Origin of the sequence: Geomonas paludis (assembly GCF_014193585.1) — a bacterium.
GTDB classification, from domain to species: Bacteria; Desulfobacterota; Desulfuromonadia; order Geobacterales; family Geobacteraceae; genus Geomonas; species Geomonas paludis.
Genome location: NZ_BLXY01000008.1, coordinates 48,974 through 69,947, shown reverse-complemented (window position 1 = coordinate 69,947; position 20,974 = coordinate 48,974). Strand labels below are relative to the sequence as shown.

Sequence of the window (20,974 nt, the reverse complement as noted above, 5' to 3'; positions counted from 1 at the left end):
CACGTTCAACGTTCAACGTTCTACGTTCTATGTTAGAAGCAACCACCTGCGGGTGTGCCTTTAATGTTGAACGTTGAACGTTGAACGTTGAACCTCTTTTGAGGTGTTTTGATGTCCATGTTCGACAAAATCGCAGATCTTGAAACCCGCTTCGGAGAGCTTGAATCGCTCCTTTCCGATCCGGAGGTGCTGGCGAACCAGGTTGAGTTCCGGAAGCTCTCCAAGGAGCACGCCGGCCTCACCGAGCTGATCGCCGCCTACCGCGAGTACAAGAAGGTGCTCTCCGACATCGAGGGGAACAAGGAACTCCTGAAGGAGCCGGACCAGGAGATGCGCGAGATGGCCCAGGCCGAGCTGGAGACCCTGGAGGAGCGCCGCGAGCAGTTGGAAAGCGAGATCCAGGTGCTCCTGCTCCCCAAGGACCCCAACGACGACAAGAGCGTCGTGCTGGAAATCCGCGCCGGCACCGGCGGCGACGAATCGGCCCTCTTCGCGGGCGACCTGTTCCGCATGTACAGCCGCTTCGCCGAGACCAACCGCTGGAAGGTCGAGGTGATCTCCGCCTCCGAGTCCGAGCGCGGGGGCTTCAAAGAGGTCATCGCGCTGGTCGAAGGCGACGGCGTCTTCGCCAAACTCAAGTACGAGTCCGGCACCCACCGCGTACAGCGCGTGCCCGAGACCGAGGCGCAGGGGCGTATCCACACCTCCGCCTGCACCGTCGCCGTCATGCCCGAGGCCGAGGACATCGACATCGACATCAACCCGGCCGACCTGAAGATCGACGTCTACCGTTCCTCCGGCGCGGGCGGCCAGCACGTCAACACCACCGACTCCGCGGTCAGGATCACCCACCTCCCGACCGGCACCGTCGTCGCCTGTCAGGAAGAGCGCAGCCAGATCAAGAACCGCGCGAAGGCCATGAAGGTCCTGAAGTCCAGGATCCTGGACAACATCGTGATGGAGCAGAACGCCAAGATGGCCGCCGACAGGAAGAGCCAGGTGGGCAGCGGCGACCGCAGCGAGCGCATCAGGACCTACAACTTCCCGCAGGGGCGCATGACCGATCACCGTATCGGTCTCACCCTGTACCGTCTCGATTCCATCATGGCCGGCGACATCGCCGAGATCGCCGACTCCCTGCGTACCCACTACCAGATGGAAGCCCTGCAGGCCCAAAGCGAAGGCATGTAATTCCCCCGGTCCACCGGGTCCCCAGGTTCATTAGGTCGACCGGTCCACCAGGTCCACCGGGTCCACCAGGTCCACCAGGTCCACCAGGTCCACCAGGTCCACCGGGTCCACCAGGTCCACCGGGTCCACCGGGTCCACAACGTCCAAGTAGGTTGCCATGACCACCACCCCCGAAAAATGGGATGTCCTCAAAGTCCTCAACTGGACCAAAGGCTACCTTGCCGAGAAAGGCGTGGACAACCCGCGCCTTGAGGCAGAGTGGATGCTGTGCGAGGCGCTCTCCCTGGACCGGGTCGGGCTCTACCTCAACTTCGACAAGCCCCTTTCCGACGCCGAACTGGCCGCCTACCGCACCATGGTGGCGCGGCGCGGCAAGCGCGAACCGCTGCAGTACATCCTCGGCACCCAGGAATTCATGGGACTCGAGTTCCGGGTCACCCCGGCGGTACTGATCCCGCGCCACGACACCGAAGTGCTGGTGACCGAGGCGGTCAAGCGCGCAACTACCGCGAAGAGCATTCTCGACATCGGCACCGGCAGCGGCTGCGTGGCCATCTCCCTTGCCAAGCAACTGCCGCAGGCCGAGGTCTCCAGCGTCGACGTCTCCGCGGAAGCCCTTGAAGTGGCCCGCGGCAACGCCGAGCGCAACGGGGCCAGCGTGCAATTTTTCCAGGGATCCCTGTTCGAACCGTTTGCGGGACGACGCTTCGACATGGTAGTATCCAACCCGCCCTATATTCCCAATTCCGAACTGGCGACATTGCAGGCCGAAGTGCGCGGCTTCGAACCGATGGGCGCGTTGGACGGAGGGGCCGACGGTCTCGACTTCTACCGGCGTATCGTGAGCGACGCGCCCGGCTATCTGAACCCCGGCGGCTGGCTGATATTCGAGGTCGGCGCCGGACAGGCTCCCCAGGTGCTGGGGCTTTTAAAGGCCGGCGGCTTCGCCGGGGAAACCTTCACCCAGACCGATCCCGCGGGCATCGAGCGCGTGGTCGGCGGCAGGCTGTAGGGGACTGCCGAGGGGACTGGCTCCGCCAGGTGCCTGTCCCCCTTTGCCCGGAGGGGACTGGCTCCGCCAGGTGCCTGTCCCCCTAGGTCGCTGACACATTTCCATCCGCCCTTCGGGGCGCTGAACAAACGAAAAGAGTACAGAGGTAACAGTGGAAAAACTGGTAATCAAAGGTGGCAACAAGCTCTCCGGAGAAGTGACCGTTAGCGGGTCGAAGAACGCCGCCCTCCCCATATTCATCTCGACCATCCTGGCGCCCGGGTGCCACACCATCAGCAACGTCCCGTTCCTGCGCGATATCAACACCACCATCAAGGTGCTGGAAAAGCTCGGCGCCCATGTCGACGGCCGCGGCAATGTGGTCAAGATCGACACCACCGACCTGAACAGCTGGGAAGCGACCTACGACCTGGTGCGCACTATGCGCGCCTCCGTGCTGGTCCTTGGCCCGCTGCTGGCCCGTTTCGGCCAGGCCCGCGTGTCGCTGCCCGGCGGCTGCGCCATCGGCGCACGTCCCATCAACCTGCACCTGAAAGGTCTTGCTGCGCTGGGCGCCGAGATCACCCTCGAGCACGGCTACGTCGAGGCGAAAGCCAAGAAGCTCAAGGGCGCGCGCATCAACTTCGACATCTCCACCGTCGGCGGCACCGAGCAGCTTCTCATGGCGGCAGCCACCGCGCAGGGGGAGACCATCCTCGAGAACGCCGCCCGCGAGCCGGAGATCGTGGACCTTGCCGACATCCTCACCAAGATGGGCGCCAACATCGAGGGCGCAGGCACCGACACCATCAGGATCAAGGGCGTCGAGCAGTTGACCGCAGCCGAGCACGCCGTCATGCCGGACCGCATCGAGGCCGGGACCTTCATGATTGCCTCCGCCATCACCGGCGGGGACATCAGGATCAAGAACATGCGCCTGGAGCACCTGGACGCGCTGACCTTCAAGCTGCAGGATGCCGGCGTCGAGATCATCAACAAGGACAACGTGGTTCGCGTCAAGGGTCCCAAGAAGATCCGCAACGTGAACATCAAGACCCGTCCCTACCCGGGCTTCCCGACCGACATGCAGGCGCAGTTCATGGCCCTCATGTGCATCGCCGAGGGTGCCAGCGTGATCTCCGAGAACATCTTCGAGAACCGCTTCATGCACGTCTCCGAGCTGCTCCGTTTCGGTGCCGACATCATCTGCGAGGGGAACAGCGCCACCGTCAAGGGCGTCAAGAAGCTCTCCGGCGCCCCGGTCATGGCCACCGACCTCCGTGCCTCCGCCTCGCTGATCCTGGCCGCGCTCGCCGCCGACAACACCAGCGAGATTTCCAGGATTTACCATCTGGACCGCGGCTACGAGAACATCGAGAAGAAGCTCGCCGGTCTCGGTGCCGACATCGTCCGCGTCCCGGATATCGACGCGCCATAATCAGCATAGGGGGCATGACACGCTGATGTTGTGTCGCCCCAAGCTTTACCCCCAGCGTCCACTATCCCCTCTCCCTCTGGGAGAGGGTTAGGGTGAGGGCGTGCGGCTTGAAAAACCTCCCTCACCCGCCCTTCGGGCACCCTCTCCCAGAGGGAGAGGGGACGAGGCGCAAGACCCGTAACAGAAAATGCCATGCTCCACTGGAGTTTTTAAATGACCGACTACGTCACCATCGCCATCCCTAAAGGCCGCATCCTGCAGGACTCCGTCGCCCTGTTCAAGAAGATCGGCATTGACTGTGAAGAGCTCCTCTCCGACACCCGCAAGCTGGTTTTCGAGAACCACGAGCAGAAGATGCGCTACATGATCGTGCGCGCCACCGACGTCCCCACCTACGTGGAGTACGGCTGCGCCGACCTCGGCATCGTCGGCAAGGATACGCTGATGGAGGCGGAGAAGGACCTGTACGAACCGCTGGACCTGAAGTTCGGCTACTGCCGCCTGATGGTCGCCGAGCCGGTCGAGCTTTCCAGCAAGGACGATCCCGCCGCCTGGAACAACATCCGCATCGCCACCAAGTACCCCAACGTCACCGAGAAGTATTTCGCGGCCAAGGGCGTGCAGGTCGAGCTGATCAAGCTTTACGGTTCCATCGAGCTGGCCCCGCTGGTCGGCCTCTCCGAGCGCATCGTCGACCTCGTGTCCACCGGCGAGACGCTGAAGCAGAACGGCCTGGTAGAGGTTGAGACCATCGCCGAGATCACCTGCCGTCTCATCGTCAACCGTGCGAGCCTCAAGACCAAGCACGAGCGCATCTCCAAGATCATCGAAGGGCTGGAGCAGCATATTTAGTAGCGGAAGGGACTGGCTCCGTCAGGTGCCTGTCCCTCTAGCGGAACGCTCCATTCCGCTGCAGCCATCTTACCCAAGCTCTAAGGGGACAGGCACCTGGCGGAGCCAGTCCCCCTCCCACTGCCCCCTTCGCAAAAGGGGGGAAACAGCAATCTTTGAATTTTATTGCCATGATCCGCGAGGTTAAAGATGCAGTTCCTCGACATTAGGGAAGCAGATTTTCAGGCGAAGTTCGATGCCATCGTAGAGCGCGGCGAGGAGTCGGGACGCGAGGTCGAAGAGGTGGTGCTCGGCATCATCTCGGACGTGCGCAAGCGCGGCGACGAGGCGCTGATCGAGTACACCCGCCGTTTCGACCGGCTGGAGTGCGACGCCGCCGGGCTTGAGATTACCGAGGCGGAGTTTGCCAAGGCCTTCGCCCAGGTGGACGAGAAGGACCTCGCGGCGCTGAAACTCGCCGTCGAGCGCGTCGCCCGCTACCACGAAAAGCAGAAGCAGCAGACCTGGCTCTCCACCGAGGAAGCCGACATCATGCTGGGCCAGAAGGTGACCCCGCTCGCCAAGGTCGGCATCTACGTCCCCGGCGGCAAGGCCTGCTATCCCTCCAGCGTCATCATGAATGCAGTCCCCGCCAAGGTCGCAGGCGTCGGCGAAATCATCATGGTCGTCCCCACCCCGGGGGGCGAGACCAACGCCCACGTGCTTGTGGCGGCGAAACTTTCCGGCGTCGATCGCGTCTTCCGCATCGGCGGCGCGCAGGCCGTTGCGGCCCTTGCCTACGGCACCGCAACCGTGCCCAGGGTCGACAAGATCACCGGCCCGGGCAACATCTACGTCGCCACCGCCAAGAAGCTCGTTTTCGGCCAGGTCGGCATCGACATGATCGCCGGCCCCAGCGAGATCCTGGTCATCAACGACGGCAGCGGCAACCCCACTCACATCGCGGCGGACCTTCTCTCCCAGGCCGAGCACGACGAACTGGCGTCGTCCGTACTGATCACCACCGACCGCAGTTTCGGCGAGAAGGTGGCGGCCGAGGTGGAGCGCCAGTTGAAGGAACTTTCCCGCGAGGCCATCGCCCGCAAGTCCTGGGAATCCTTCGGCGTCATCATCGTGGCCGGCAACCTGGAAGAGGCGATCGCCTTCTCCAACCGCATCGCGCCGGAGCACCTGGAACTCGCCGTTGACAACCCCTTCGAGATCATGCCGCTCATCACCAACGCCGGCGCGATCTTCATGGGACACTACACCCCCGAGGCCTCCGGTGACTACCTGGCCGGCCCCAACCACACCCTTCCCACCGGCGGCACGGCCCGCTTCTTCTCGCCGCTGTCTGTGGATGACTTCGTCAAGAAAAGCTCCCTCATCTACTTCACCAAGGGCGGCCTGCAGCGCGTAGGCAAGGACATCGTCCGCATCGCGACGCTGGAAGGGCTCGAAGCCCACGGCAAGTCGGTCAGCTTCAGGCTGGACAGCTAGTTTGGAATTCATTGCGGCTTTGATCATCTAATTCAAGGAGGCGGCATGGCCAGGTCGGCAAGCATCGAACGCATCACCAAGGAGACGCAGATCAAGCTCTCCCTCGAAATCGACGGCAAAGGCGAGGCGCATATCTGCACCTCGGTTCCTTTCCTGGACCACATGCTGGACCTTTTCGCCCGGCACGGCCTCTTCAACCTCAAGGTCGAGGCGCATGGCGACATCGATATCGACTTCCACCACACCGTCGAGGATATCGGCATCGTGCTGGGGACAGCGTTCAAGGAAGCACTGGGCGACAAGTGCGGCATCCGCCGCTACGGCCAGGCCACCGTCCCGATGGACGAGACCCTCGCCAGCGTCGCCACCGACCTCTCCGGCCGGCCGTACCTGGTCTACAACGTCCAGCTTCCCAAGGTGAAGATCGGGGACTTCGACGTCGAGCTGGTGCGCGAGTTCTTCCAGGGCTTCGTGAACCACTGCGGCGCCAACCTCCACATCAACGTCATGTACGGCGACAACGTGCACCACATCCTGGAAGCCTGCTTCAAGGCCGCAGCCCGCGCGCTGGACATGGCTACGCAGATGGACTCCCGCATTGAAGGGGTCATGTCCACCAAGGGGAAACTCTAACGCTGCCCTCACCCCGACCCTCTCCCGGAGGGCGAGGGGGCAAGACGCGGCCCTCACCCCGACCCTCTCCCAAAGGGCGAGGGGGAGTGGATCAAGGCGATGGCCTCCCTTTTTAAAGTGGCGGTGTCCATCCCTTCCCCCACCGGGGGAAGGTGCCCCGAAGGGGCGGATGAGGGCGTTGGCAGCACGTGTAATGCCGCCAACGCGATAACGGTAGCACAGCAACAGGCGCCGCCTGCGGTGCCGGAAGGATAGACAGATGATCGCGATCATAGATTACGGCATGGGCAACCTCCGCTCCGTGCAAAAAGGGTTCGAGAAGGTCGGCTGCGACGCCGTCGTCACCTCCGATCCCAAGGTGCTGCTGGACGCCGAGCGCGTCGTGCTCCCGGGCGTGGGGGCCTTCCGCGACTGCATCAGGAACCTCGAGGAAGGGGGCTTCGTCGAGCCGATCCTCAAGGTGATCAAGGAAGGCAAGCCCTTCCTCGGCATCTGCCTCGGTCTGCAGCTTCTTTTCACCGAGAGCGAGGAGTTCGGCATCCACAAGGGACTCGACGTGATCCCGGGCAAGGTGCTCCGCTTCCCGGAAGGGATGCAGCAGGCGGGCGAGGACCTCAAGGTGCCGCACATGGGCTGGAACCAGCTCGATATCAAGCGCCCGTCTCCGCTGTTCCAGGGCGTCGAGCAGGGCGCCAACGTCTACTTCGTGCACTCCTACTACGTGAAGCCCGATGACGAGAGCGTGGTGGCCGCGACCACCAACTACGGCATCGACTTCTGCGCCGCCATCTGGCGCGACAACGTCGTGGCCGCACAGTTCCACCCGGAGAAGTCCCAGGACAAGGGGCTCGCCATGCTGAAGAACTTTTCGCAGATGAAGTAATCTCTGCCCGCCCGGGTCTTTGTTCCCTCCCCCGGCAGAGCCTGTCTCCCCTCGCCCTCCGGGAGAGGGGCGGGGGTGAGGGCGCTGCAAGCTGCAACCATGACGCTCCGTGGCAACTCCCTCACCCGGCCTCCGGCCACCCTCCCCCGGAGGGGGAGGGGATGGGACAGGAACGTATCTATTAAATAGTGACGAGGGATTGAAATGATCATTATTCCGGCAATAGATCTGAAGAACGGCTGCTGTGTCCGCCTGGAGCAGGGGCTGATGGAGAAGGACACCGTTTTCAACGACGATCCGGGTGCGCAGGCGGCCGAGTGGCAGCGCCAGGGTGGCGAGATCCTGCACATCGTCGACCTCGACGGCGCCTTCGCCGGCGAGCCGAAGAACCGCTCCGCCATCGAGTCCATCGTCAAGTCCGTCACCATACCGACCCAGTTGGGCGGCGGTATCCGTGACATCGCCACCATCGAGGCCTACCTTTCCCTCGGCATCGGCCGCGTCATCATCGGCACCGCCGCACAGAGAAATCCCGCCTTCGTGAAAGAAGCGTGCGCCAAGTTCCCGGGCAAGATCGTGGTCGGCATCGACGCCAAGAACGGCATGGTTGCCGTCCAGGGGTGGGCCGAGGTGACCGGCATTACGGCCACCGAACTGGCGAAGCAGTTCGAAGGCGACGGCGTCTCCGCCATCATTTACACCGATATCAGCCGCGACGGCATGATGCAGGGACCGAACATCGAGGCGACCAAGGCGCTGGCCGAGGCCATCAACATCCCGGTCATCGCCTCCGGCGGTCTCTCGTCGCTGAAGGACATCGAGAACCTGATCGCCATCGAGTCCTCCGGTGTCACCGGCGTCATCACCGGCAAGGCCATCTACTCCGGCGCCATCAACCTCGCCGAAGCGATAGCGCTGACTAAGAAGCGACAAGCATAGATTAAGACAAAGATTAAGACTAAGAAGGGCACATCATCTTCTAGATCCTTGTTGTCGCTGTCAGTTTTAATCTCAATCTTAATCTCAGTCTTAATCTGGAGTTCGAGATGCTTACTAAAAGAATCATCCCCTGCCTCGACGTAAAAGGTGGCCGGGTAGTAAAAGGTGTCCAGTTCCTGGGTCTGCGCGACGCGGGCGACCCGGTCGAGATCGCCGAGCTGTACGATCAGCAGGGCGCGGACGAGTTGACCTTTCTTGACATCACCGCTTCCTCCGACGAGCGCGACATCATCATCGACGTGGTGCGCAGGACCGCCGAGCGCGTCTTCATGCCGCTCACCGTGGGCGGCGGGGTTCGCACTGTGGACGACATTCGCCGGCTTCTTAATGCAGGGGCGGACAAAGTCTCCATCAACACCGCGGCGGTGCATCGTCCCGAGTTCGTGAACGAGGCTGCCGAGAGGTTTGGGTCCCAGTGCACCGTGGTCGCCATCGATGCCCGCTCCCGCGCCACCGGCGGCTGGGAGGTCTACACCCACGGCGGCCGCAACCCGACCGGCATCGACGCGGTCGAGTGGGCGCAGCGCATGGAAGAGTTGGGCGCAGGCGAGATTCTCCTTACCAGCATGGACCGCGACGGCACCAAGGACGGCTATGACCTGCCGCTCACCCGCGCGGTTGTCGACGCGGTCAGCATCCCGGTCATCGCCTCGGGCGGCGTCGGTGGTCTTTCGCACCTCTACGACGGCTTCACCCAGGCCGGCGCCAGCGCCTGTCTCGCCGCCTCCATCTTCCACTACCGCGAGTACACCATCGAAGAAGCCAAGACCTACCTCCGCGAGCGCGGCGTGCCGGTAAGGCTCTAACGACCGGACCAAGTCCCCTCCCCCGGAGGGGGAGGGTTAGGGAGGGGGAAGTTTTTCTTCAGCCAGCATAGCCCCCCTCCCGACCTCCCCCCTCCAGGGGGAGGAGTGATAATGCCAAGGAGCATCCTTATGGAGCAGCATAAAGACGACATCATCTCCGCGGTCTACCGCGTCATCCAGGAACGCAAGGCCAACCCGAGCGAAAACTCCTACACGGCAAGCCTCATGGCCAAGGGGATCGACAAGATCCTCAAGAAGCTGGGCGAGGAGGCGACCGAGGTGGTCATTGCGGGCAAGGGGGGCAAGCGCGAGGAGATCGTCTACGAGACCGCCGACCTTTTCTTCCACAGCCTGGTCCTGCTCGGCTTCTACGACATCGACCCGGAAGAGGTCTACGCGGAACTCAGGCGCCGCTTCGGCATGTCCGGCATCGAGGAGAAGAACTCCCGCGTCGGGTAGCCGTTCCACAATGGCACAAAGTCCTTGACAAAAAAGACCGCAATGATATATTGCTGGTTCCTTGAATAATGTCTGCCGGCCCGTACCCACACAAGTTGTAAATCTAGCTAGAGAAGGGGGGGGAATATGAATGCCGGGAGTAAAGGTAAAAGAGACTGAACCGTTTGAGCTTGCGCTCAAGAAGTTCAAGAAGCAGTGCGAGAAAGCGGGGATCCTTTCTGAGGTCCGCAAAAGAGAGCACTACGAGAAGCCGAGCATCAAGAAGAAGAAAAAGGCCATTGCCGCTCGCAAGCGCGCTCTGAAGAAGCAGCGCAAGATGGTCGACTAAGAAAGAGGGTTTCATGCAACTGAGGGAGAGGCTTAACGCGGAACTGAAGGAGGCGATGAAAAGTCGTGATACCTTGCGTTTATCTACCATCCGCATGGTACTCTCCTCGGTGAAAAACCGCGATATCGAGCTCAGGCGTGAACTGAACGATAGCGAGATCACCGAAACCATCGTTACCCTCTGCAAGCAGCGCAGGGAATCCATCCGACTCTTTAAGGAAGCAGGCAGGCAGGAGTTGGTGGATAAAGAGGAAGCGGAGCTCGCGCTCCTCATGGGCTACCTCCCCCAGCAGCTGACACGGGAAGAACTGGCTGACCTGGTGGCGAAAGTCATCGCGGAAGTCGGCGCTACCGGCGGCAAGGATATGGGCAAGGTCATGAAGGCCATCCAGCCCCAAGTCGCCGGCCGTGCAGATGGCAAACTGGTGAGCGAAGTTGTGAAGGAAAAACTCGCATGATCAACGCCCCCGGGCCAACCCCGGGGGTGCTTGCGAGGTTTGGGTGTCATGAGTAGGGGCGAATCGCAGCGATTCCCCCTTCTTTTGCTTTGTAGCTAGTGACCAGGTGTTTGCATGATCCTTCTCGACATCCTTATCTGGGTCGTACTGCTTTTCTTTGTGGCGAAGGGATTCTCGAAGGGGTTGGTGCGGGAGGCATGCTCCCTGCTCGGCCTCGTCACGGGCGGCTGGGCCGCATTCCGATACTATTCCTCTCTCAGTCTGGGGATCAGGCATTTCATCAACCTCCCCCCGCAGGTGGCGCAGCCGCTGGCGTTCCTCCTTATCTTCATGCTGCTCGGCATGCTTTTCTACTTCCTCGGTCATCTGCTCACCGTCGTTTTGAAAGTCATGCTGCTGGGCGGGATCAACCGCGCCGGCGGGATCGTCTTCGGTTTCCTCCAGGGCGGATTCATACTCTGCGTGCTCCTCTACCTGGCCACCACCAAGCCGATGCCGGAGAAGGTGAAGCTCTGGATCCACGGCTCCAAGACCGCCGCCGCATTCGCCTCCACCGGGGCGGACATAGCCGCCGGATGGGAAGGCGCCATAGCCCAGAACAGGGAAGCCAGGGACGCTAAAGAAACAAAGGAAAACAAAGAAGTAAAGGCGCCGACTCCGCACGGAGCGCATAAGAAATAAGGATCAACCGCAGTGTCGACGATACCGGACGAGAAGATCAGGGAAGTACGCGAGAGGGCCCCGATCCTCCAGGTCGTCTCCGACTACATGAGCCTCAAGAAGTCCGGGGCCAACTACCAGGGCGTCTGCCCCTTTCACGGCGAGAAGACCGCGTCGTTCAACGTGAACCCGGCGCGCGGCATCTTCCATTGCTTCGGTTGCGGCGTGGGCGGCAACGCCGTAGATTTCGTGATGCGCATGGAAGGGCTTTCCTTCCCGCAGGCGGTGAAGTTCCTGGCCAAGAAAGTGGGGGTGGAAATCCCCGAGCGCCCGCTGACCCGCGAAGAGAAGCGCAAGGTGGACGAGCAGGAGCAGGCCTACCAGATCAACGAGGCGGCCTGCGAGTTTTACCGCCGGGTGCTGGAATCGGACGAGGCGGGTGCCGCCGGCAGGGCCTACCTGGAGAAGCGCGGGGTCGACAAGGCCACCGCCGCCACCTACCGCATGGGCTTCGCGCCGGCGGGGTGGGACAACCTGACCGGTTTTCTGCGGCGTAAGGGGATCCCGCTGGAAGCGGCCGAGAAGCTCGGCTTGTTGCGCAAGAGGGAAGGGAAGGACGGCTACTACGACACCTTCAGAAACCGTCTCCTCTTCACCATCGCGGACCTGCACGGGCGGGCGATAGGGTTCGGCGGACGGGTCATGGACGACTCGCTTCCGAAATACATAAACTCGCCGGAATCCATCGTGTACCGCAAAAGCGAGGTCCTCTTCGGCGTCGACCTGGCCAAGAAGGGGATGCGGGAGAAGGGGAGCGCCATCGTGGTCGAGGGGTACTTCGATCACCTGGCACTGTACCGGGCCGGTTACACCAACGTGGTCGCCACCTGCGGCACGGCCCTCACGCCGCCGCACGTGAAGCTTCTGCGCCGCTACGCCGACCGCGCCTTCATGCTCTTCGACGGCGACGAGGCCGGGCGCAAGGCGACGGTCCGCTCCATGGAACTCTTTCTGGAGGAGGGGTTCCCGGCGCGGGTGGTGGAGGTTCCGGCCGAAGACGATCCCGACACCTTCATCAACCGGGAAGGTGGCGAGGCCTTCCAGCCGCTTCTGGACAAGGCGCTTCCCATCTTTGAGTCCTTCTACAAGGGGCTCCTCAAGCGCATGGACGTGCGGAGCGTAGAAGGGAAGGTCGCCTTCGTCAACGAGGTGTCGCCCCGGCTGCAGAAGATCGGCGACCCGGTCGAGCGCGGACTCTACGAGAAGGAGATCTGCCGGGCGCTCGGCATCGACCGCGCCATGCTGCTGCAGAAAGTCGGGATCCCGGCCCAAGTCCAGGCGCCGCGTCCGCAGCCCAAAGGGGCGCCGCAGCAGCGAGGCACCGAAGAGGTGCTGCTGACCCTGATGGTCAAGTACCCGGACGTGGTGCTAAGGGTTCGCGATCACGGTGCCGATAAGCTCTTCAGCGCCAGCCACCTCAAGCTGGCCCAGGCCATCGTGGCACAGTCGGAAACGGGGGATCTCGATCTCCCCCTGGTGTTGGAACAGATCGAGTCGCACGAGGAAAGAAGCCGTCTCTATTCGCTGTTCGTGGAGGACGCGCACTTGGAGGATCTTGACCCGGTCAAGGCCTTCGAACAGTGCTGCCAAGCCCTGGAACGGCGAGCGCTCAAGGGGGACGGCAAGGCCCTGGCAAGGGAGTTGGCCACGGTCGACCCGGATTCTCCCAGGTACCTGGAGATACTGTCTGAACTTGAGCGGTTGCGTAATAAAAAATCGAAATTACTATAGTAGGATTCAAGCGGTAGCTGTGCTGGATTCAAGCTGTAGCGGAGCGTGGTAAATGGCCAAGAAAAGCATGGATGAAGTGAAGCAGCTTATCGACCTGGGCAAGGAGAAAGGTTTCCTCACCTATGAAGAGGTGAACGACCTGCTCCCCCCCGACATCGTCTCCTCCGACCAGATCGACGATGTGATGAGCATGTTTGGCGATATGGACATCGAGATCGTGGACTCCGCCCAAAAGGTGAAGATTCCCAAGATCAAGATGGACCTCGAGGAAGAGGAAGAGCACGAAGGCGGCGAGGGCGAGGAAGTAGAGTTCGAGCCCGGCACCCTCGGGCGCACCAGCGACCCCGTGCGCATGTACCTGCGCGAGATGGGTTCCGTATCCCTGCTGACCCGCGAGGGCGAGGTCGAGATCGCCAAGAGGATCGAAGTCGGCGAGCGCGACGTGGCCAGCGTCATCCTGAACACCCCGATCACCGTGCGCGAGGTCATCTCCCTGGGCGAGCGTCTGCGCAAGCAGCAGATCGGCGCCATCGAGATCTCCAAGGACGTCGAGGAAGAGGTCCTGGAAGAGGGTGAAGAGGACCTGCAGGCACTGCGCGTTCTCGGCATCATCGACGAGATCCACGAGATGTCGCAGCGCATGGAACAGATCCAGACCGCGCTGGAAGGCAAGGTCTCCGCCAAGGAAGGCGACGCGCTCAACACCGAGCACGGCGAGCTGAAGGTCAAGATGGCCGAGACGCTCAAGTCGCTGCGCCTCAAGGACCGCCACATCGAGAAGATCGCCCAGCGCCTGAAGGAGCTCTCCTGCAAGGTCGACACCGTCATGCAGGAGATCGCCGAACAGGAGAAGGAAACCAGCACCGTCAAGGACGTGTTCCTGGCCGCCTTCGAAGGGCTTAAGAACGCCTCCGACGCCGACTTCTCCAAGAAGATGAACATGTCGCTCGAAGAGGGGCAGAAGCTCGAGAAGCGCTACCGCTCCAGCGAAGCGAAACTGAAGAAGATCGAGCAGGAGTCCGGCTTCAAGGCGAGCGAGCTCGCCAACGCGCTGCTCGCCATCGAGGAAGGTGAGCACAAGGCCAAGCTGGCCAAGAGCGAGCTGGTCGAAGCCAACCTCCGTCTGGTCGTCTCCATCGCCAAGAAGTACACCAACCGCGGTCTGCAGTTCCTCGACCTGATCCAGGAAGGGAACATCGGCCTGATGAAGGCGGTGGACAAGTTCGAGTACCAGCGCGGCTACAAGTTCTCCACCTACGCCACCTGGTGGATCCGTCAGGCCATCACCCGCGCCATCGCGGACCAGGCCCGCACCATCCGTATCCCGGTGCACATGATCGAGACCATCAACAAGCTGATCCGTACCAGCCGCCAGCTGGTGCAGGAGATCGGCCGCGAGCCCTCCCCGGAGGAGATCGCCGAGCGCATGGCGCTGCCGCTGGACAAGGTAAGGAAGGTGCTGAAGATCGCCAAGGAGCCCATCTCCCTGGAGACCCCGATCGGCGAGGAAGAGGATTCCCATCTTGGCGACTTCATCGAGGACAAGGGCGTGGTAAGCCCCCTCGAGGCGGTCATCAAGGCCAACCTTTCCGAGCAGACCTCCCGCGTGCTCTCCACCCTCACCCCGCGTGAGGAGAAGGTGCTCAGGATGCGTTTCGGCATCGGCGAGAAGAGCGACCACACCCTGGAGGAGGTCGGCCAGGACTTCGAGGTTACCCGCGAGAGGATCCGGCAGATCGAGGCCAAGGCGCTCAGGAAGCTGCGGCACCCGAGCCGGGCGAAGAAGCTGAAGAGCTTCGTAGAGTAGTCACCAAGGCCGCACCGGAATCGCCGGCGCGGCCTTTTTCTTTTGCTCTACTGGCGATCCGTCTCCTTTCCCCACTTTACAGCCCTTCACCGAAGGAGGGGGACTGGCTCCGTCAGGTGCCTGTCCCCTTGAGGCTTTAAAAATCCCCCCTCCCAGCCTCCCCCCTCCGGGGGGAGGAGCGTGAGACAGAGGTGCACGATGAAGAAAAAAGCGGTAATCCTGTACAGCGGTGGGCTCGACTCGACCACCTGCATGGCCATCGCCAGGCACCAGGGCTTCGAGCCCTACGCCATGAGCTTCAGCTATGGGCAGCGTCACCAGCACGAAGTGGCCCTCGCCAAAAAGAACGCGCGCCCGATGGGGGCGGTGGACCACATGCTGGTCGAGTTCGACCTGAGGATGATGGGCGGCAGCGCCCTCACCTCCGATATCGCGGTCCCCAAGGAAGGGGTGGGCGAGGAGATCCCGGTCACCTACGTTCCGGCCAGGAACACCATCTTCCTTTCCTTTGCACTGGGCTGGGCCGAGACCCTTGGGGCCTTCGACATCTTTATCGGTGTCAACGCCCTCGACTACTCCGGCTACCCCGACTGCCGCCCCGAGTACATCGCCGCCTACGAGGCGATGGCGAACCTCGCCACCAAGGCGGGCGTGGAAGGGAAGAAAATGACCATCCACACGCCGCTCATCAGCCTCACCAAGGCCGAGATCATCAAGACCGGCCTCACCCTCGGCGTCGATTACGGCAAGACCCATTCCTGCTACGACCCGACCGAGGACGGCGCCGCCTGCGGCCTGTGCGACTCCTGCCGTCTGCGCTTGAAAGGTTTCGCGGAGCTGGGCGTCACCGATCCGGTACGTTACGTCCAGCGGTAGCCCCGGCAGGTCTACTACCATCATTCCACCGTCCCTCCCTCTCCCTCCGGGAGAGGGTCGGGGTGAGGGCGCCTCAACAGGCGATTCCGTCACTCCGTGGCAACGCCCTCACCCCTTCCCCTCTCCCGGTGGGCGAGGGGGATAACGGCTGAGGAAAGGCATGAGCAAAGATATGGAGCAGAAGAAAGAAGGCAAGACCCTCACCGACGTGCAGTTGACCCGCGACACCCGCAACATCCCGATCGGGAAGGTGGGCGTCAAGGACGTCTCCTATCCCATCGTGGTGATGGACAAGAACAAGAAGTTCCAGAACACCATCGCGCGCATCAACATGTACGTCGACCTCCCGCACCACTTCAAGGGGACCCACATGAGCCGTTTCGTGGAGATCCTGAACAAGTACCGGGAGGACATCGCCCTGGACAAGCTGGAGGTGATCCTCTCCACCATGAAGGAGAAGCTGGGCGCCTCCAACGCGCACCTGGAGATGGAATTCCCCTACTTCGTGGAGAAGAAGGCACCGGTTTCCAAGGCCAAGAGCCTCATGGAGTACACCTGCACCTTCAGCGCGTCGCTTTCCGACCATTTCGACTTCGTGCTCGGTATCAAGGTGCCGGTCACCTCGCTTTGCCCCTGCAGCAAGGAACTCTCCAGCTACGGAGCTCACAACCAGCGCTCCATCATGACCGTCCAGGTCCGCTACAGCGAATTCATCTGGATCGAGGACCTTATCGACATCATCGAAGAGTGCGGTTCGTCACCTGTGTATTCACTGCTCAAGCGCGAGGACGAAAAGTTCGTCACCGAGCGTGCCTACGAGAACCCCCGCTTCGTCGAGGACATGGTGCGCGAGGCGACGGTGCGTCTGCTATCTATGGAAAATATCACGTGGTTTTCCGTGGAGGCCGAGAACTTCGAATCGATCCACAAACACTCCGCCTACGCCGCCATCGAGAGAAAAAAAGGGTAGCTGGACCGGCAACGTCAACAGCTTGACTGGCTCCGGCTGTGGATAACTTTGTTGAAAAGTAGGAAAATTGTGGACAAGTCTAGCTTTTACCCCTTCATTTAACTCTCTTAAGGTTTCGCTCTCTAATGAAACGCGCGCTCGCCATCTTTGCCAAGACGCCGCTCCCGGGACGGGTGAAGACCCGTCTTTCACCTCCCTTGTCGCCGCCCCAGGCAGCCGAGCTTTACCGCTGCATGCTGCTGGATATCATCGAGCGTGCTGCCGGGCTTGAGGCGGATGTCGTGATCTTCTACGAGGGAAGCGCGGAGTTCTTCAGGAAAGCCGCACCGGATGCGCTCCTGGTGCATCAGAGCACGGGCGGGTTGGGCCTGCGCCTGGAGCATGCTTTCCAGGAGCTCTCCGGGCGAGGCTATGGCGCCCGCGTGGTGATAGGGACCGATTCCCCCGACCTCCCCATCGCCTTCATCGAGGATGCCTTCCGCAAACTCGAGCAGAAAGCCGATGCGGTCTTCGGTCCGGCAGAGGACGGCGGCTATTACCTGGTTGGAGTCAGAGACGGCTACGGCGCCGTCTTTCAGGACATCCCCTGGTCCAGCCACAAGGTGCTGGAGACGAGCCTCAGGCAGGCGGAAGCGTCGGGCCTCACCGCAGCGCTCCTTACCTCCTGGTACGACGTCGACAGCTATGAGGATCTGCTCCGTCCGAGCCTGCTGGATCCTTGCAATGGGGCGCCCCGCACGCGCGCGTTCGTTGCGGGCCTCGACCTTGCCGCATTGCTTGCCGCCGACGCGGTCTAGCAACGCCCCGGTTGACAAGGTACCCAGACCTGTTTTGATCTATGGCGTGGCGCAGGCCGCGCCTTTGTCGTTTATCCCCTCTCCCTCCGGGAGAGGGCTAGGGTGAGGGCGTTGCCCAGAGCAGATTATCTGAGCCGGCAGAGCCCTCACCCGCCCGTTGGGCACCCTCTCCCAGAGGGAGAGGGACTAGCGGAAGATTGTCACCAACAGGAAGGTTTATATATGTCGCTTTCCCACATCCAGATCCTCAACGAGGTGTTCGGCTTCAAAACGTTCCGGCCGCGCCAGCAGGAAATCGTGGAGACCGTGCTCTCCGGGAAGGACGCCTTCGTGCTGATGCCGACCGGCGGCGGCAAATCCCTCTGCTACCAGGTACCGGCCCTTTGCCTGCCGGGCACCGCCCTCATCGTCTCGCCGCTCATCTCGTTGATGAAGGACCAGGTCGACGCGCTGCGCGAGAACGGCGTCGCCGCTGCCTGCTACAACTCTGCCCTTGGCGAGGCCGAGGCGCGCCGGGTGCTGGCTGAATTCCATGCCGGAGAGTTGAAACTCCTCTACGTGGCGCCCGAGCGGTTGCTCTCCGACGGTTTCATCGACCGCATCAAGACCCTCCCCATTTCCCTCTTTGCAGTCGACGAGGCCCACTGCGTCTCGCAATGGGGGCACGACTTCCGTCCTGAATACGCACAACTGGGCCAGTTGCGCGAGATCTTCCCGCAGATCCCGATGATCGCGCTCACCGCCACGGCCGATGCACAGACCCGCGGCGACATCCTCTCCCGGCTCGGGCTCCAGGAAGCTACCTGCTTCTGCACCGGTTTCGACCGCCCCAACATTCGCTACAGCGTCATGGAGAAGAACAAGCCGTTCAGCCAGCTCATGGCATTTTTATCCACGCGGAAGGAGGAGGCCGGGATCGTCTACGCCCTGTCCCGCAAGCGGGTGGAGGAGGTGGCCAGGAAACTGTGCGAGGCGGGGGTGAAGGCGGCGGCCTACCACGCCGGCCTGCCGGACAAGGAGCGTCACGACGTCCAGGAAGCGTTCCTGCGGGACGACGTGAAGGTGGTGGTCGCGACGGTCGCTTTCGGGATGGGGATCGACAAGTCCAACGTCCGGTTCGTCGTCCACTACGACATGCCCAAGAGCATCGAGAGCTACTACCAGGAAACCGGCCGCGCTGGCCGCGACGGACTCCCTGCCGACGCGCTGCTCCTCTTCGGGTACGGCGACATTGCGGTCGCCCGCGGGCTGATCGGCAACGGCGGCAACGAGGAGCAGAACCGGATCGAGTTGCACAAGCTCAATTGCATGGTGGGGTTTGCCGAGGCGCAGACCTGTCGGCGCCAGGTGCTCTTGGGGTACTTCGGTGACAGCTTGGCAGCCGGGTGCGGCAACTGCGATATCTGTGAGAGTCCGCCCGAGCGTTTCGACGGCACCGAGGACGCAAGGAAGGCGCTCTCCTGCGTGTACCGGGTCGGGCAGCGTTTCGGAATGGGGCATGTCATCGACGTGCTGCGGGGTTCGCAAAACCAGAGAATTCACGAGCTGAAGCACGACCAGCTCTCCACCTTTGGCATCGGCAAGCACCACTCCCAGGAGGTTTGGGGCAACCTGTTGCGGCAGTTGATACACCTTGGCTACCTGGAGCAGGATCTGGCGAACTTTTCCGTGCTGAAGCTGACGGAGAAAGCGCGGCCGCTGTTGCGTGGGGAGATGGCGCTGGAGTTGGCCAAGCCGAGGAATACGAGGGTGGTCGAGAAGAAGACCGCTGCCAGGAAGCCGAGTTATGACGGCGAGCTCTTCGGCGAGTTGCGGGAGCTGCGCAAGCACATCGCCGACGAGCAGCAGGTGCCGCCGTACGTCGTCTTCCCCGACGCCACCCTGGCCGAGATGGCGGCGCAGATGCCCAAGGACAAGTGGGAGCTATTAAAGATCACCGGTGTCGGCCAGCACAAGCTCGCCCGCTACGGGGACGCCTTCCTAAGGGTGATAAAGGCACACCAAAACCATTAGCCACGGAGAAAATCTGAAAAAAAACGGAGAGAGGCTCAGATAAACCTTTAACAAGGAGAATATCTGAGGACATAGGAGAGAAACAAAAAGAAAGGGGACAGGCTACCTTATGGTAAAGTAGCCTGTCCCCTTTTTTTTTCCGGGTATTCAGAAAGCTTAGGGAAACGTGGATAAGCAGCCAAGAAGCGCTACACGTCAATGGACGTCCCCCCCCTTTGCGAAGGTGGGACAGGGGGATTTACTTTCTTGTGCTTGATCCGGTTTTAGATCCGCTCAGATGTCCTCAGATTTTATCCGTGGCCAATGATTTCAGGTTTTTACTTAATGACCTCAATCATGTACCCGCGTTTGGTGAGGTGTTTGGTAACTTCATGGATATGCTCGGCGCCGCGGGTCTCCAACTCCACCAACACCTCGGTCTTGCCGATCGGCAAAGACTCGGAACGACGATCATGGGTAATGATGGAGATGTTGGCCCGCGCCTCGGCGATCTCGGCGGCCAGCCGCGCCAGCGCCCCAGGCACGTCATCCAGCTCCACCTTCAGCTTCAGATACCGCCCCGCCGCCAGCAGACCGCGCTCGACAACGACCGCGATGGTCTTCACATCGATGTTCCCGCCTGACAGCAGCGCCACGGTCTTGCCCGTAATCTTCTTCACCTTACCGTTCAACAGCGCCGCCAATCCAACCGCACCGGCACCTTCCACCATCAGCTTGTTGCGCTCCATGAGCGACACGATGGCGAGGGCGATCTCTTCCTCGTCCACCAACACGATCTCGTCGACATAGTCCCGCACCACCGGAAAGGTGTTGCTGCCGGCGGTTTTGACCGCGATGCCGTCGGCGAGGCTGGCCCGGATCGGGACGGTGATCACCTCACCCGCTTTCACCGCCTGACGCATGGAGGGGGCCGCGGCTGACTCGACGCCGATGACCCGCACGTGGGGATGGGTTTCCTTGATGGCCCGTGCAATCCCGGCGATGAGTCCCCCGCCGCCGATGGGCACCAGCACGTTGGCCAGATCCGGTATGTCCTCAAGCAGCTCCAGCCCGATGGTCCCCTGGCCTGCCATTACCAGTGGATCGTTGAAGGGGTGTACGAACAGGGCGCCGGTCTGCTCGGCCTGCCGCAGCGCGGCGGCACAGGCCTCGTCGAAATTCTTCCCCTCCAGGACCACCTCCGCACCGTAATCGCGGGTGGCGAACACCTTCTGCGGCGGCGTGCTCTCCGGCATGTAGACCACCGCCTTGACGCCGAGGAGGTCGGCGGAGAAGGCGACGCCTTGGGCGTGGTTCCCTGCCGAGGCCGTGATCACGCCGCCGGCGAGGGCCTCGCGCGACTGTGCGGTCATGAAGTTGAGCGCGCCGCGGATCTTGAACGCGCCGGTGCGCTGCAGGTTTTCACACTTGAAATAAAGGGGGAGGCCGAGTCGTTCGCTGAAGTGGTGGGCCTGGATCAGCTCCGTGCGACGCACCCTTTTTTTGAGCCGTTGGGCCGCGTCGAGGATCAGGTTGTAATCGAGCATCTATTCTTCCATTCGCAG

Annotated in this window: 21 protein-coding genes; 19 read left to right on the top strand and 2 right to left on the bottom strand. The window is 61.9% G+C overall.

The annotated features are described in order from the left end of the window. The first annotated feature begins 117 nt into the window (after positions 1 to 117). A complete protein-coding gene (gene prfA / locus H7687_RS16165) occupies positions 118 to 1,191 on the top strand; it encodes a peptide chain release factor 1 (protein ID WP_183349271.1) in 1,074 nt (357 codons plus the stop codon). 30 nt (positions 1,192 to 1,221) lie between these two features. Here the strand turns inward: prfA and H7687_RS22130 are convergent, their stop codons facing one another. Beyond that, entirely contained in the window at positions 1,222 to 1,350 is a 129-nt protein-coding gene (locus H7687_RS22130) for a hypothetical protein (RefSeq protein WP_281376724.1), read from the bottom strand. Here H7687_RS22130 and prmC point away from each other — a divergent pair. The 18 genes from prmC to recQ all read left to right on the top strand — a co-directional run bounded on the left by prmC (position 1,349) and on the right by recQ (position 19,430). Beyond that, entirely contained in the window at positions 1,349 to 2,203 is an 855-nt protein-coding gene (gene prmC / locus H7687_RS16160; protein WP_183349269.1) for a peptide chain release factor N(5)-glutamine methyltransferase, read from the top strand. The genes H7687_RS22130 and prmC overlap by 2 nt on opposite strands. Before the next feature lie 151 nt (positions 2,204 to 2,354). Next, positions 2,355 to 3,620, top strand: a complete 1,266-nt coding sequence (murA, locus tag H7687_RS16155) for a UDP-N-acetylglucosamine 1-carboxyvinyltransferase (protein WP_183349267.1) — start codon at positions 2,355 to 2,357, stop codon at positions 3,618 to 3,620. 213 nt (positions 3,621 to 3,833) lie between these two features. After that, positions 3,834 to 4,472: an ATP phosphoribosyltransferase gene (gene hisG / locus H7687_RS16150; protein WP_183349265.1), complete on the top strand. Its 639-nt coding sequence runs from the start codon at positions 3,834 to 3,836 to the stop codon at positions 4,470 to 4,472. A 189-nt stretch (positions 4,473 to 4,661) separates the two neighbouring features. After that, positions 4,662 to 5,951, top strand: a complete 1,290-nt coding sequence (hisD, locus tag H7687_RS16145) for a histidinol dehydrogenase (RefSeq protein WP_183349263.1) — start codon at positions 4,662 to 4,664, stop codon at positions 5,949 to 5,951. A gap of 45 nt (positions 5,952 to 5,996) precedes the next feature. Continuing rightward, complete coding sequence (gene hisB, locus H7687_RS16140) at positions 5,997 to 6,584, top strand: imidazoleglycerol-phosphate dehydratase HisB (protein WP_183349261.1); 588 nt, start codon at positions 5,997 to 5,999, stop codon at positions 6,582 to 6,584. 259 nt (positions 6,585 to 6,843) lie between these two features. Further along, on the top strand, positions 6,844 to 7,467 hold the full coding sequence (hisH, locus tag H7687_RS16135) for an imidazole glycerol phosphate synthase subunit HisH (protein ID WP_183349259.1): 624 nt from the start codon (positions 6,844 to 6,846) through the stop codon (positions 7,465 to 7,467). A 204-nt stretch (positions 7,468 to 7,671) separates the two neighbouring features. Further along, the gene (hisA, locus tag H7687_RS16130) at positions 7,672 to 8,406 is read left to right on the top strand and encodes a 1-(5-phosphoribosyl)-5-[(5-phosphoribosylamino)methylideneamino]imidazole-4-carboxamide isomerase (protein ID WP_183349257.1); all 735 of its coding nucleotides are present in this window, start codon (positions 7,672 to 7,674) and stop codon (positions 8,404 to 8,406) included. A gap of 107 nt (positions 8,407 to 8,513) precedes the next feature. Then, positions 8,514 to 9,272 (top strand): imidazole glycerol phosphate synthase subunit HisF, encoded by a 759-nt coding sequence (gene hisF / locus H7687_RS16125; protein WP_183349255.1) that lies wholly within the window; start codon positions 8,514 to 8,516, stop codon positions 9,270 to 9,272. A gap of 129 nt (positions 9,273 to 9,401) precedes the next feature. Next, a complete protein-coding gene (locus tag H7687_RS16120; RefSeq protein WP_183349253.1) occupies positions 9,402 to 9,731 on the top strand; it encodes a phosphoribosyl-ATP diphosphatase in 330 nt (109 codons plus the stop codon). A gap of 130 nt (positions 9,732 to 9,861) precedes the next feature. Then, positions 9,862 to 10,059: a 30S ribosomal protein S21 gene (gene rpsU, locus H7687_RS16115; RefSeq protein ID WP_183349251.1), complete on the top strand. Its 198-nt coding sequence runs from the start codon at positions 9,862 to 9,864 to the stop codon at positions 10,057 to 10,059. Between the two features lie 13 nt (positions 10,060 to 10,072). Then, on the top strand, positions 10,073 to 10,516 hold the full coding sequence (locus H7687_RS16110; protein ID WP_183349249.1) for a GatB/YqeY domain-containing protein: 444 nt from the start codon (positions 10,073 to 10,075) through the stop codon (positions 10,514 to 10,516). Between the two features lie 114 nt (positions 10,517 to 10,630). Continuing rightward, positions 10,631 to 11,197, top strand: a complete 567-nt coding sequence (locus tag H7687_RS16105) for a CvpA family protein (RefSeq protein WP_183349247.1) — start codon at positions 10,631 to 10,633, stop codon at positions 11,195 to 11,197. 12 nt (positions 11,198 to 11,209) lie between these two features. Beyond that, positions 11,210 to 12,967 carry a DNA primase gene (dnaG, locus tag H7687_RS16100; RefSeq protein ID WP_183349245.1) on the top strand — a complete coding sequence of 586 codons (1,758 nt, stop codon included), beginning with the start codon at positions 11,210 to 11,212 and terminating at the stop codon, positions 12,965 to 12,967. 52 nt (positions 12,968 to 13,019) lie between these two features. After that, a complete protein-coding gene (gene rpoD, locus H7687_RS16095; protein WP_183349244.1) occupies positions 13,020 to 14,774 on the top strand; it encodes an RNA polymerase sigma factor RpoD in 1,755 nt (584 codons plus the stop codon). A 180-nt stretch (positions 14,775 to 14,954) separates the two neighbouring features. Next, positions 14,955 to 15,650 carry a 7-cyano-7-deazaguanine synthase QueC gene (gene queC, locus H7687_RS16090; protein ID WP_281376723.1) on the top strand — a complete coding sequence of 232 codons (696 nt, stop codon included), beginning with the start codon at positions 14,955 to 14,957 and terminating at the stop codon, positions 15,648 to 15,650. 172 nt (positions 15,651 to 15,822) lie between these two features. Next, positions 15,823 to 16,620, top strand: coding sequence for a GTP cyclohydrolase FolE2 (folE2, locus tag H7687_RS16085; RefSeq protein WP_183349376.1), 798 nt, complete (start codon positions 15,823 to 15,825; stop codon positions 16,618 to 16,620). 125 nt (positions 16,621 to 16,745) lie between these two features. Then, entirely contained in the window at positions 16,746 to 17,417 is a 672-nt protein-coding gene (locus H7687_RS16080; RefSeq protein WP_183349235.1) for a TIGR04282 family arsenosugar biosynthesis glycosyltransferase, read from the top strand. A 222-nt stretch (positions 17,418 to 17,639) separates the two neighbouring features. Continuing rightward, positions 17,640 to 19,430 (top strand): DNA helicase RecQ, encoded by a 1,791-nt coding sequence (gene recQ, locus H7687_RS16075; protein ID WP_183349233.1) that lies wholly within the window; start codon positions 17,640 to 17,642, stop codon positions 19,428 to 19,430. A 317-nt stretch (positions 19,431 to 19,747) separates the two neighbouring features. Here the strand turns inward: recQ and ilvA are convergent, their stop codons facing one another. Next, positions 19,748 to 20,956 carry a threonine ammonia-lyase gene (gene ilvA / locus H7687_RS16070; RefSeq protein ID WP_183349231.1) on the bottom strand — a complete coding sequence of 403 codons (1,209 nt, stop codon included), beginning with the start codon at positions 20,954 to 20,956 and terminating at the stop codon, positions 19,748 to 19,750. Positions 20,957 to 20,974: the final 18 nt, after the last annotated feature.